Source organism: Pseudomonas sp. WS 5011 (genome assembly GCF_012985775.1).
Lineage (GTDB): Bacteria > Pseudomonadota > Gammaproteobacteria > Pseudomonadales > Pseudomonadaceae > Aquipseudomonas > Aquipseudomonas peli.
Genome location: NZ_JAAQXA010000007.1, coordinates 117,776 through 130,138, shown reverse-complemented (window position 1 = coordinate 130,138; position 12,363 = coordinate 117,776). Strand labels below are relative to the sequence as shown.

Annotated in this window: 12 protein-coding genes; 3 read left to right on the top strand and 9 right to left on the bottom strand. The window is 60.7% G+C overall.

Annotated features, from left to right (window positions below; translation table 11 throughout):
* Positions 1–20: 20 nt before the first annotated feature.
* The 3 genes from ubiB to ubiE are packed head-to-tail and all read right to left on the bottom strand — an operon-like array spanning position 21 to position 2,994.
* A complete protein-coding gene (gene ubiB, locus HBN63_RS10055) occupies positions 21–1,610 on the bottom strand; it encodes a ubiquinone biosynthesis regulatory protein kinase UbiB (protein WP_170049315.1) in 1,590 nt (529 codons plus the stop codon).
* Positions 1,607–2,224, bottom strand: coding sequence for an SCP2 sterol-binding domain-containing protein (locus tag HBN63_RS10050; RefSeq protein WP_170049314.1), 618 nt, complete (start codon positions 2,222–2,224; stop codon positions 1,607–1,609). Before HBN63_RS10050 ends, ubiB begins: the two co-directional genes overlap by 4 nt.
* Positions 2,224–2,994, bottom strand: coding sequence for a bifunctional demethylmenaquinone methyltransferase/2-methoxy-6-polyprenyl-1,4-benzoquinol methylase UbiE (gene ubiE / locus HBN63_RS10045; protein ID WP_170049313.1), 771 nt, complete (start codon positions 2,992–2,994; stop codon positions 2,224–2,226). Before ubiE ends, HBN63_RS10050 begins: the two co-directional genes overlap by 1 nt.
* 205 nt (positions 2,995–3,199) lie before the next feature.
* Here ubiE and HBN63_RS10040 point away from each other — a divergent pair, with 205 nt between their 5' ends.
* The 3 genes from HBN63_RS10040 (at position 3,200) to HBN63_RS10030 (ending at position 4,836) form a co-directional block, all read left to right on the top strand.
* Positions 3,200–3,478 (top strand): polyhydroxyalkanoic acid system family protein, encoded by a 279-nt coding sequence (locus HBN63_RS10040; RefSeq protein ID WP_090254902.1) that lies wholly within the window; start codon positions 3,200–3,202, stop codon positions 3,476–3,478.
* Between the two features lie 148 nt (positions 3,479–3,626).
* Complete coding sequence (locus tag HBN63_RS10035; RefSeq protein WP_090254904.1) at positions 3,627–4,067, top strand: phasin family protein; 441 nt, start codon at positions 3,627–3,629, stop codon at positions 4,065–4,067.
* Between the two features lie 10 nt (positions 4,068–4,077).
* Complete coding sequence (locus HBN63_RS10030; protein ID WP_170049312.1) at positions 4,078–4,836, top strand: phasin family protein; 759 nt, start codon at positions 4,078–4,080, stop codon at positions 4,834–4,836.
* Between the two features lie 63 nt (positions 4,837–4,899).
* Here HBN63_RS10030 and HBN63_RS10025 read toward each other — a convergent pair whose 3' ends face one another.
* The 6 genes from HBN63_RS10025 to hslU form a co-directional block, all read right to left on the bottom strand.
* Positions 4,900–5,514: a TetR/AcrR family transcriptional regulator gene (locus tag HBN63_RS10025; RefSeq protein WP_160089662.1), complete on the bottom strand. Its 615-nt coding sequence runs from the start codon at positions 5,512–5,514 to the stop codon at positions 4,900–4,902.
* 87 nt (positions 5,515–5,601) lie between these two features.
* Positions 5,602–7,284, bottom strand: a complete 1,683-nt coding sequence (gene phaC, locus HBN63_RS10020; protein ID WP_170049311.1) for a class II poly(R)-hydroxyalkanoic acid synthase — start codon at positions 7,282–7,284, stop codon at positions 5,602–5,604.
* A 192-nt stretch (positions 7,285–7,476) separates the two neighbouring features.
* Entirely contained in the window at positions 7,477–8,337 is an 861-nt protein-coding gene (phaZ, locus tag HBN63_RS10015) for a poly(3-hydroxyalkanoate) depolymerase (RefSeq protein ID WP_090254912.1), read from the bottom strand.
* A 155-nt stretch (positions 8,338–8,492) separates the two neighbouring features.
* Positions 8,493–10,172, bottom strand: a complete 1,680-nt coding sequence (gene phaC / locus HBN63_RS10010; protein ID WP_170049310.1) for a class II poly(R)-hydroxyalkanoic acid synthase — start codon at positions 10,170–10,172, stop codon at positions 8,493–8,495.
* A 374-nt stretch (positions 10,173–10,546) separates the two neighbouring features.
* The gene (locus HBN63_RS10005; RefSeq protein ID WP_090254917.1) at positions 10,547–10,921 is read right to left on the bottom strand and encodes a DUF971 domain-containing protein; all 375 of its coding nucleotides are present in this window, start codon (positions 10,919–10,921) and stop codon (positions 10,547–10,549) included.
* Between the two features lie 57 nt (positions 10,922–10,978).
* Positions 10,979–12,319, bottom strand: coding sequence for an HslU--HslV peptidase ATPase subunit (gene hslU, locus HBN63_RS10000; protein ID WP_090254919.1), 1,341 nt, complete (start codon positions 12,317–12,319; stop codon positions 10,979–10,981).
* Positions 12,320–12,363: the final 44 nt, after the last annotated feature.

Below are 12,363 nucleotides of genomic sequence, written 5' to 3'. Positions count from 1 at the left end.
CCAGTGCCTACCCGGTGTGGCTATCGGCGCAGCACCAGATAGAGGCCGCCCGCCAGCATTAGCCAGCTCGGCCAGGCGATCAGGCTCAGCGCCAGGCCCTGTGTAGCAGCGCCACCGATCAGCGCTGCGCCGAGCAAGCGTGCAGGCCATTGGCGGCGTGCCACGGGCTGCTCCTGGTGGCTGGCCGGTTGCTGATTGAGGCGCTCAAGGGTTTCACGGGCAATTTGCGACAGATGCGGCACCTGCTCGGCCTGCAGTTGCAGGTTGCGCAGCAGCTGCAGCGGGCTGATGCGCTCACGCATCCAGCGCTCAAGGAAGGGCTGGGCGGTGCTCCACAGATCCAGGTCGGGGTAGAGCTGGCGGCCCAGGCCTTCGATATTCAGCAGGGTTTTTTGCAGCAGCACCAGCTGCGGTTGCACTTCCATATTGAAGCGCCGCGCGGTCTGGAACAGGCGCAGCAGCACCTGGCCGAAGGAGATGTCCTTCAGCGGTTTTTCGAAGATCGGCTCGCAGACGGTGCGGATCGCCGCCTCGAAATCATTGATCTTGGTTTCCGCCGGCACCCAGCCCGAGTCGATATGCAGCTGTGCCACGCGACGGTAATCGCGCTTGAAGAAGGCAATCAGGTTGCGCGCCAAGTAGTCCTGATCTTCAGCGGTGAGGCTGCCGATGATGCCGCAGTCGATCGCGATGTATTGCGGGTTCCATGGCGTGCGCGTGCTGACGAAGATATTGCCGGGGTGCATGTCGGCATGGAAGAAACTGTCGCGGAACACCTGGGTGAAGAAAATCTCCACGCCGCGTTCGGCCAGCAGTTTCATATCGGTGCGCTGATCGGCCAGGGTTTCCAGGTCGGTAACCTGAATGCCGTAGATGCGCTCCATGACCAGCACCTTCGGCCGGCAATAATCCCAGTACACCTGCGGCACATAGAGCAGCGGCGAGCCTTCGAAGTTGCGCCGCAGCTGGCTGGCGTTGGCCGCTTCGCGCAGCAGGTCGAGTTCGTCGTAAATGGTCTTTTCGTAATCGCTGACCACTTCCACCGGGCGCAGGCGACGCGCATCCGCGGAGGCGCGCTCGGCCACTTTGGCCAGTAGGAATAGCCAGGCGATGTCCTGCTCAATGACCGGTTTTAAGCCTGGGCGGATGACTTTGACCACCACCTCTTCGCCGCTTTTCAGCTGCGCGGCATGCACCTGGGCGACCGAGGCCGATGCCAGCGGTTGCGTATCAAAACGGGCAAACACTTCACCGACCTTTGCGCCCAATTGGGATTCGATCAGTGCCAGCGCTTTGGCCGGGTCGAAGGGCGGTACCTGATCCTGCAGCTTGGCCAGCTCGTCAGCGATATCAGTGGGCAACAGGTCGCGGCGGGTGGAAAGCAGTTGGCCAAACTTGATAAAGATCGGCCCCAGTTCTTCCAGCGCCAGACGCAGACGTGCGCCGCGCGACAGCAGCAGGTCGCGGCGCGGCAACCAGCGCCAGGGCAGCACATAACGCAGTAAGCGAGCCCAGAAAGGCAGCGGCAGGGCGAATAACAGGTCGTCCAGCTGGTAGCGGATGACTACGCGCTGGATACGCAAAAGACGACGAACGGCAAGCAGCTTCATGCGATGGGCTTATGGCGTTGGGCGAGGCGCTCGATGCGCGCGTCGAGTCGGTCGAGGGATAGCTTGAGGTGGTCCAGTTCGGCGAAGCGCGCATCGGCTTCGCGCTGGCCGACCAGGCTGCGGGATTCTTCACTGAGGTAATCGGCCAGGTTCAGGCGCAGGCTGTCAAGCGCCTGGCTGCTCCAGTTCACCCGGCTGCGCAGATGGCCACCGAGCAGCTGGCTGCCGACTGGGCCGAGCCAGCGCGACAGTTCGTATTCCCAGTCCAGCTCAAGGTCCTGAAGGATTCCGGCCAGCTCCAGCAGGGCGGCGCTATCGCCATCCAGGCTGACGTCCGAGCTGTGCAGGATGCTGGTCTTGTCGCGGCTCACGGCCAGGCGCAACAGGCTGGCGGCGGGGGCGCGCAAGTGACAATCAGCATCGCCGGCCCATTGCGCGGCCAGTTGCAGGCCGCTGGCGCTAGGCAGAATAAACAGCTGCAGATTTGGCGCGGCGCACTCCACGGTAATCACCCGGCCGCTCAAGCGCGCCAGGCGCGGCAGCGCGGTGCTGTCCATGGCCAGCACGCGATTGAGGCCGAGCTCGACGCCGGCCAGCAGCCCGGTCAGCAGCATCAGGGCTTGATGCCGCGGTGCAGGGCGACGATGCCGCCGGTCATGTTGTGGAAGGTCACGCGCTCGAAACCAGCTTCAACCATCATCGCCTTGAGGGTGTCCTGATCCGGGTGCATGCGGATCGACTCGGCCAGGTAGCGGTAGCTTTCGGCGTCGTTGGTGATCAGCTTGCCGGCCAGCGGCATGAACTTGAACGAGTAGGCGTCGTAGAACTTCGACAGCAGCGGACTGGACGGTTTGGAGAATTCCAGGATCAGCAGGCGGCCGCCCGGCTTGAGCACGCGCAGCATCGAGCGGATGGCTTCTTCTTTATGCGTCACGTTGCGCAGGCCGAAGGCGATGGTCACCACGTCGAAATGGTTGTCCGGGAACGGCAGTTTTTCTGCATCGGCCTGAACGAAGCTGACGTTGCCGGCCACTCCTTTGTCGAGCAGGCGATCACGGCCGACGCGTAGCATCGATTCGTTGATATCGGCCAACACCACTTCGCCAGTCGGGCCGACCAGGCTGGAAAACTTGCGGGTCAGGTCCCCGGTGCCGCCGGCGATATCCAGCACCCGGTTGCCGCTGCGCACGCCAGACAGTTCGATGGTGAAACGCTTCCACAAGCGGTGCATACCGCCAGACAGCACGTCGTTCATCAGGTCGTACTTGGCCGCGACCGAGTGAAAGACTTCGGCGACTTTTTCCGCCTTCTGGCTTTCCGGCACGCTCTGGAAGCCAAAGTGCGTGGTGGGTTCGCTGTCGCTGCTCTTGCGCGGATCGTTCATCGTGGCCTTTCCTAAAACACAGAGGCTGCATCTAAAGTGGCGGTCATTCTAAACCCAAAAAGCCCCGCTGGGTTTGGGCCGTGCGGCGGCGAACAACAAAGTTCTGCAACGGACTGAGCACTGGCGTCGCGTGCAGCTTGCGGTCTGCAGCCTTGCTATAGTCGCAGCGACGTAAGGTCGCAGTTAACGGGCGAGGAGAAATGCCATGGCCAAAATCACCGTAGAACGTCCCCACACCCTGGGGCGCGAAGTCGCCCGGGAAAAAGCCGAGCAACTGGCCGAGCGCCTGGCTCGCGAATACGACGTGCGTTACCGCTGGAATGGCGACACGCTGGAATTCAAGCGCAGCGGCGCGGATGGGCGTATTGAGGTGCATGACCACAGTGTGCGCGTACAGCTCAGCCTGGGGCTGTTGCTGTCGGCGATGAGTGGCAGCATCAAACGCGAGATCGAAGAGGTGCTGGACAAGAATCTGCAGGCCTGAGGTTTACGGCCGTTGCTGCTCTCTTTTTGAGCATGGCTCCTGCAATTTTCCGCATGCTTAGTATGCGGTTTCTAATTTTCATCGATACCGTGCACCTAAGCCTGCATTCCGTGGGCGTTTCCTCGAAACACTTAGAGTGAGGTGCACCATGTCGAAAGTTGCCGTTAAAAAGAAAGCCGTCGTTGAAGAAACCAGCACTGTGCTGAGCGACGCGAAAGTTTACGCCCGCAAAATCTGGCTGGCAGGTCTGGGCGCATACGCCAAAGCCGGTCAGGAAGGTTCCGAGTACTTCAAAGAACTCGTGAAAAGCGGCGAAGGCGTTGAAAAGCAAGGCAAAAAACTGGTCAACGAACAAGTTGAAGCCGCCAACAGCCAGATCGACAGCGTTAAGACCACTGTCACCAGCAATGTCAGCAGCGTGAAAGGCAAGTTCGAAGTTCAGCTCGACAAAATCGAGAAGGCCTTCGATAACCGTGTTGCCAGCGCCCTGAATCGCATGGGTATCCCGTCCAAGCAGGATGTTGAAGTACTGTCTGCTAAGCTGGATGAGCTGAGCGCGTTGCTCGAGCACGTCGCGCGTACCAAGTAAGGAGAGCAGGATGGCTGTCAAAAAGAAAACCGAAAAGCAAACCACTTCCTGGATTGGCGAAGTAGAAAAATACTCGCGTCAAATCTGGCTGGCTGGTTTGGGTGCCTACTCCAAGGTCAGCAAGGACGGCAACAAGCTGTTCGACACGCTGGTTAAGGATGGCGAAAAAGCTGAGAAGCAAGCCAAGACCGAAGTCGACAAGCAAGTTGGCGCAGTGAAGACCACTGTGGGTTCGAAAGTGGACACTGCCAAATCGAAAGTTGATGAAGTTAAAGACAAGGCTATTGGCAAGTGGGGCGAGCTGGAAGAAGCCTTCGACAAGCGTCTGAACAATGCCATTTCGCGTCTCGGTGTTCCGAGCCGCAATGAAGTGAAAGCGCTCAACGCCAAAGTTGAAAGCCTGACCAAGCAGATCGAGCAACTGACTGGTGTTTCGGTCAAGTCGGTCAAGCCTGTTGTGAAGAAAGTAGCGGCCAAACCAGCTGCTAAGCCAGCAGCCAAGCCGGCCGCTAAAGCAGCCGCCAAGCCTGCAGCGAAACCTGCTGCCAAGCCAGCGGCTAAACCGGCCGTCAAGGCTGCAGCCAAACCAGCGGCTAAGCCTGCTGCCAAAGCTGCTGCTAAGCCAGCCGCCAAGCCAGCGGCTAAACCTGCTGCCAAGGCACCAGCCAAGCCGGCCGCCGCGAAGCCCGCTGCTGCTCCGGCCGCCGCTGCTGCACCTGCACCGGCCGCTGCATCTGCTGCACCTGTAACACCTGCCGCCCAGTCGTAAGACGCGCAGCAGTCAACGCAAACGCCCGGCCTCGTGCCGGGCGTTTGCGTTTATGCATTCGCGTTAATCTTCGAGGTAGCGCTGCGCCAGGTGTTCGGCGGCGTAGCGTGATTCTTCGGCCAGGTGTGGAGCCACCAGCATCATCACCTGATACACCACCAGGCGACTCTCGCCTTCGCGACCGATGATGCGTTGGTAGTCCAGGGAAAACAGCAGGGTCAGGGTTATTTGCTCGACCAGTTGGCCGAGCGAACGTGTGTCGCTTTGCAACTGGCCATCAAGTTGCAACTGGGCGAGCAATTCGGCCAGCGCGCGTTTCAGGGTGTTGAGCCAATGACGCATGCCGCGTTCCAGTTTTGGCAGACGGCTGGTCAGGTTGGACAGGTCCTGGAACAGGAAACGGTAGTGCGCCAGGCGCTCGACGATCAGGTGCAGAAACAGCCAGTAATCTTCCACATCCAGCTGCACGTCTTCGGGCGGTGAAAGCAACGGTGCGAGTTCGGCCTGAAAACGCTCGAACAGACCGAGGATCAGCGGCTCTTTGCCATGGAAGTGGTAGTAGAGGTTGCCCGGGCTGATGCCCAGCTCGTTGGCGATTTCCAGGGTGGAGACATTCGGCTCGCCCTTCTGGTTGAACAGCAGCAGGGCACATTCAAGGATTCTGTCGCGGGTTTTCATCCGGTCTTCTTATTCTGGCCGCGGGAAGGCTGACGATACCTGGCCGCATGGGGTTGCGGCCAGTTTGATCAGGCATGTTTGGGTGGTTTAGCGCACGTGCACATAGGTGCCGGGCGCAGCTTCCATGGCTGGGTAGTGCTGGTTACCAAGCGCCATCAGGGTGTCCTTTTGTTCACCCGAACGCTCCTGCATCCAGCTCAGCCACACCGGCCACCAGCTGCCTTGCACGTGCTCGGCATCGTGGTACCAGGCGCGCGGGTCACCAGTGAGCTTGGGGTTCTCCAGGTAATTGGACTTCGGATTACCCGGCGGGTTGAGAATGCTCTGGATATGTCCGCTGTTGGACAGAATAAAGCGCCGATCACCGCCCAGCAGGAGGGTCGAGCGGTACACCGCATCCCAGGGGGTGATGTGGTCATTGATCCCGGCGACGCTGAAACTGTCGACCGTAACCTTCTGCAGATCGACGGGTGTACCGCAGACTTCCAGGCCGCGTGGGTGGGTCAGTGGGTTGTGCTTGAAGAAGTCGATCAGGTCGCCATGTAAAGCAGCGGGTAGGCGGGTGTTGTCGTTGTTCCAGTAGAGAATGTCGAAGGCCGGTGGCTGCTTGCCGAGCAGGTAGTTGTTGATCCAGTAATTCCAGATCAGGTCGTTGGGGCGCATCCAGGCGAACACCCGTGCCATGTCGCGACCATCTAACACGCCCTGCTGGTAGGAGCGGCGTTTGGCGGCTTCGAGGGTCAGCTCGTCGGCAAACAGCATGGCCGGGCTGTCGATCTGGCTGTCCAGCAGGCTGACCATGTAGGTGGCGCTGGCCACTTTGCGCAGCTGGCGCTTGGCCTGCAGATGACCTTGCAGTGCCGCAATGGTCAGGCCACCGGCGCAGGCGCCGAGCAGGTTAACGTCCTTGCTGCCGGTTATTTCACGGCAGGCGTCGATGGCTTTTTCCAGTGCTTCTACGTAACTCGACAGGCCCCATTCGCGGTGCCGTGGGTCGGGGTTACGCCAGCTGATGACGAAAGTTTGCAGGCCGTTCTTCAGCGCGTATTGGACGAAACTCTTTTCGCTGGAAAGGTCGAAAATATAGAACTTGTTGATTTGCGGCGGCACGATCAGCAGCGGCTTGACGTACTGCTTTTCGCTCATCGGCTTGTACTGGATCAGCTCCAGCAGTTCACTGCGAAACACCACGGCACCGCTGGTGGTGGCCAGGTTGCGGCCGACTTCGAAGGCGTGTTTGCTGACCTGGCTGGGCATGCCGTCGTTATTGACCAAGTCATCGAACAGGTGACTCACGCCCTTGAACAGGCTGCTGCCGCCACTGTTGAATAGCTCTTTGATGACTTGCGGGTTGAGCAGGGTGTTACTAGGCGCCAGGGCATCGCCGAGCAGGGTGGCGACAAAGCGCGCACGGGCACGGTCGTCAGCGTCCAGGTTGCTTTCGTCGATCCAGCTGTTCAACTGCTTCTGGCAGGCCAGGTAGGCTTGCAGGCTGCGGCTGTAGATCGGGTTATCACGCCAGGTCGGGTCGGCGAAGCGCGGGTCCTGCGGGTTGACCTTGAACGGCTTGTCACCCAAGAGTACGCGACCGAGTTGACCGCCCAGTGCGGCGACATGGCGGGCGCTGTGAATGGGTTGTTTGATCCCTTGCAGCGCCAGGCCGCGCAGGGTGGACAGCAGGTCGCGGCCGCGCAGACCGACCACTGCGTTTTGGGCATTCATCGAGCTGCTGCGTACGGGCAGGGCACGTTTGGCAGGTTGGTCTCGCATTGGGCAACACTCCGTCGTCAAACCATGAGACTTGATAAGCAGCAAGGCTTATACCAATGCGCGCGCATGGGCGTTCCAGACTGCCGCGCGCTAATTCTCAGGTAATACAACGTGCCCGAAAGTGGGTCAAGCACTGTGCTTCGGCACAGCCCCGGTGCGTGTTGTTGACATGCTCGCCCAGCTTGAGTGCGCTTAGCCGAGCGTGCGGGCTGGCGCGGGTTGTGGGTGCATGATCGCGCGCTGCCGTTCTTCCTCAAGAAATTTCATGATGATCGGCGCTACAGCTTCGGCGCGGGTTACCAGGAACAGGTGGCCGTCGTCGATCACGTGCAGTTCCGAGTTGGGGATGCGCCAGGCCAGCAGACGCATGTTCACCAGCGGGATGAGCGGGTCATCATCGCCGGCCATTACCAGCGTCGGTTGGCGAATCTTGTGCAGCCAGTGGATGCTGGTCCAGCCGAGGCCGGCGAACAGCTGCCAGTAGTAGCCCATCTTGCCGCCTGAACGGACTTTACTGGCATGTGCCAGGGCTAGTTTCGGGTCGCGGCGGAATGCGCCACCGTAGATTTCCGGGGCAATCTGCACGCCGTAAGACGGTTGTACATAACGCCGCGGGCTGGCCATGCACCAGAGCACCTTGGGTTTGCCAGGCACCATCACCGCGCCGGCCGAGGTGGCCGCGAGGATCAGCTTCTTGCAGCGCTCGGGGTAGTCATGGGCAAACTGCTGCGCCAGGGCACCGCCCCATGACACGCCAATCGCATTGACCTGACCGTAGTCGAGGTAATCGAGCATGCGTGCGGCCAGTTTGGCCAGGCCAGGAAAGCGGTAGGGCGTGCTGGGCGTGGAGGAGCCGCCGACACCGGGTACGTCGAAGGCGATGACCTCCAGGCCGGGGTCCAGGGCGCGCACGAACGGCATCACCAGCTCCAAGTTGGCGCCGATGCCGTTAAAGATCAGCAGCGGAGTCATCTCGCCGTTACCGGGGCGAACCGCGGTGCGGATGGTCTGGCCGTCCAGTTCAATGGTGCGGAATACGAAAGGTAGCGACATGCGCAAAAGCCCTATCAATTAAAACGCTGGATCAGACCCTCCGGGTCTTTTCCAGAAACACCAGGGCTAAGCCTGGTTCGCCTCACCCGCGCCAATGAGCGGGTGGGCGAGCGACACCTCCAGTGCCGCGGGCAGTGTGCGCAGTGCGCAGGTGATCAACGTTCGTGCACGTAGGTACCGGGAGCCGCTTCGCCGGCCGGGTATTTTTTGTTGCCCAGCTGCGTCGGTGCCTTCTTGTGCGCGCCGGAGCGCTCGCCCAGCCAGACTTGCCAATGCAGCCACCAGGAGTCGGCGTGCTTGGTCGAACTGGCTTGCCAGGTTTTCGGGTCCGCATGCATCTGGGTGTTGGTCATGTAGCGTGCTTTCGGGTTACCCGGCGGGTTGAGAATGCTCTGAATATGCCCGCTGTTGGACAGCACGAACTCGACATTGCCGCCGAACAGATTGGCCGATTTGTAGCACGACTCCCACGGCGTAATGTGATCGGTGGTGCCGGCCACGCAGTAGAGGTCGCTGGTAACCTGCTTGAGGTCGATCGGTGTGCCGCAGACTTCCAGTGCGCCCGCGCGGATCAGCGGGTTGGAGGTAAACATGTCGATAAACTCGCCATGCAGGGCAGCGGGCAGGCGCGTGGTGTCGTTGTTCCAGTAGAGGATATCGAACACCGGCGGCTCGTTACCGAGCAGGTAGTTGTTGACCCAGTAGTTCCAGATCAGGTCGTTGGGGCGCATCCAGGCGAACACCTTGGCCATGTCGCTGCCTTCCAGCACACCGGCCTGATAGGAGCGGCGCTTGGCCAGCTCCAGGCTCTTTTCGTCGGCGAACAGCGCCACATCGGTTTCCAGACGGTTATCCAGCACGCTGACCAGCAGGGTCAGCGCATGCACCTTCTTCTCACCCAGCGCGGCGTAATGGCCCAACAGCGAGGTGGTGGTCAGGCCGCCGGAGCAGGCGCCGAGCATGTTGATGTCTTTGCTGCCGGTGACGGCGGTGACCACGTCGATGGCTTCTTTCAGTGCTTCGATATAGGTCGACAGGCCCCACTCGCGATGTGCCTTGGTCGGGTTGCGCCAGCTCACCACGAAGGTTTGCACGCCATTGCGCAGCAGGAAGCGCGCCACGCTCTTTTCCGGCGACAGGTCGAACACGTAGAACTTGTTGATCTGTGGTGGTACTACCAGCAGAGGGCGTTCGTGTACCTGCTCGGTGATTGGCTTGTACTGGATCAGCTCCAGCAGGTCGTTGCGGAAAATCACTGCGCCATCGGTGGTGGCCAGGCTTTTACCGACCTCGAAGGCGTTCATGTTGACCTGGCTGGGCATGCCGCCGTTGTTGACGATGTCCTGGGCCAGGTGCGACAGGCCGTCGAGCAGGCTCTTGCCGCCGGTTTCGAAGAAGCGCTTAACCGCGGCCGGGTTGGCCATGCTGTTGCTGGGGGCCATGGCTTCGGTCATCAGATTGATCACGAAGTGGCCACGGCTGGCATCCTGTTCGGACAGGTTGCTGTGCTCGACCCAGTCATGCAGCTCCTTGCGCCAGGCCAGGTAGGTCTGCAGGTAGCGGCGGTACAGCGGATTCTGGCTCCAGGCGGGATCAGCAAAGCGCCGGTCGCCATCGGCGGGGGTGAGGTCGGAGTGGCCGAGCATCACGTTCTTCAGCTCCATGCTGAAGTGGGCGAGGTGTTTGGCGCTGTGCAGGGGTTGCTTGAGGGCTTGCTTGAGTACGACTCGGGCGGAGCTAAGTAGGTCTTTACCGCGGATGCCGATCACCGGGTTAAGGCCCAGCGTGTTCTCGGAGGCCTGGTGTTTCAGGTCATCATTATTCTTATCTGTCATCTACAACGCTCCATTGTCCTGAGACGAAATACCGGCGTACTGCTGTGCTCGGCGACACAGGGCTAAGGGCCAGGTATTGCCCGGATTACCAAGGGCGGATCGCTCCGCAATCGTCCTCGTCGCAGGGGCTGCCTGGCGCGAGAAACTTCCAACTACTTGGTTACCCGAGTTTGAGAATTTGTGCAAGCCGGCCGCGATCCAGGCCGAATGCATGATGAGTATGCAGGGAAGGATTAGAAAATGCGCTCTAACCCGCCAGGATCAACGAGCTAGACGGGCTGCTGCGCTGCGGCAGATTGCCGCTTGGTGGTGCGGGCGTGAGGAAATAGCTGAAGCACCTGGGTCAATTCCTGACGGTATATCGCCTGGGCACTTCAGAGCATCAGCTTGACCACGCTCTCGCTGGGATCGCGGGACTTGCCGGCGGCGGCGAGGGTGGCGAGGTAATCGTTCCACAGTTCAGTCTGGCGCAGGGATAGCTGCTCCAGGTAATCCCAGGTGAACAGGCCGCTGTCGTGGCCGTCATCGAAGGTCAGTTTGAGGGCGTAATTACCGGCGGGCTCGATCTTGTTCAGGCCGACGCCGAGCTTGCCGGTCTGCAGAATGGGCTTGCCGTGACCCTGCACTTCCGCCGACGGCGAATGCACGCGCAGAAACTCGGCGGGCAGGGTATAGCGCTCGTCCGCCCCATAGTGAAGCTCCAGGGTTTTCGAGGCTTTGTGCAGTTTTATTGCGGTTGGGATGCGCATGCTCGCTTCCTGAATGGCGCCCTGGCCCAGAGAGCATCCGGGCCAGGGCGGGGCGCGTTAGAGAATATAGCGCGACAGGTCTTCGTCTTGCGCCAGCTCGCCGAGGTGGCTGTTGACGTAAGCGGCGTCGATCACGATCGGCGTGCCGTTCTGCTGGCCAGCCAGGTCGCCAGCGCTGAAAGAGACTTCCTCCAACAGGCGTTCGAGCAGGGTGTGCAGGCGGCGCGCACCGATGTTCTCGGTCTTTTCGTTGACCTGATAGGCAATCTCGGCGATGCGCTTGATGCCTTCGGCAACGAACTGGATGCCCAGGCCTTCGGTGTTAAGCAGTGCGGCGTATTGCTCGGTGAGCGAGGCGTGCGGCTCGGTGAGAATGCGCTCGAAATCCTGCGGGGTCAGGGCTTTAAGTTCGACGCGAATCGGTAGGCGGCCTTGCAGCTCGGGCACCAAGTCGCTCGGCTTGCTCAGGTGGAACGCGCCGGAGGCGATAAACAGGATATGGTCGGTTTTCACCATGCCCAGCTTGGTGTTCACCGTGCAGCCTTCGATCAGCGGCAGCAGGTCGCGCTGCACGCCTTCGCGGGACACGTCGGCGCCGCCGGTGTTGCCGCGTTTGGCGACTTTGTCGATCTCGTCGATAAACACGATGCCGTTCTGTTCCACGGCTTCCAGGGCCTGGGCCTTGAGTTCTTCCTCGTTGACCAGGCGCGCGGCTTCTTCATCGCGCACCATTTTCAGGGCTTCCTTGACCTTGAGCTTGCGGCTCTTCTTCTTGCCCTTGCCCATGTTGGAAAACAGGCTTTGCAGCTGGTTGGTCATCTCTTCCATGCCCGGCGGGGTCATGATTTCGATGCCGGCCGGAGCGTCGGCCACTTCGATCTCGATGTCCTTGTCATCCAGCTGCCCCTCGCGCAGGCGCTTGCGGAACAGCTGACGGGTGTTGGAGTCGTTGCCCGGTGCGGCTTCTTCGCTGAAACCGGTGCGGGCCGGTGGCAGCAGGGCATCGAGGATGCGCTCTTCAGCGGCATCTTCGGCGCGGTGACGGACTTTGACCATCTCCTGCTCGCGCAGCATCTTGATTGCCGCATCGGCGAGGTCACGGATGATCGACTCGACATCACGGCCGACATAACCGACTTCGGTGAACTTGGTTGCTTCCACCTTGATAAACGGCGCATTGGCCAGTTTGGCCAGGCGGCGGGCGATTTCGGTTTTACCGACGCCGGTTGGGCCGATCATCAGGATGTTCTTGGGCGTGACTTCGGCGCGCAGCTCAACCGGCAGCTGCATGCGCCGCCAGCGGTTGCGCAGCGCGATGGCCACGGCGCGCTTGGCGTCGTCCTGACCGATGATGTGGCGGTTGAGTTCGTGAACGATCTCGCGGGGCGTCATGGACATGCGGGTTACTCCAGAAAAGACCGCTAATCAGGGTGTTTAAAGCG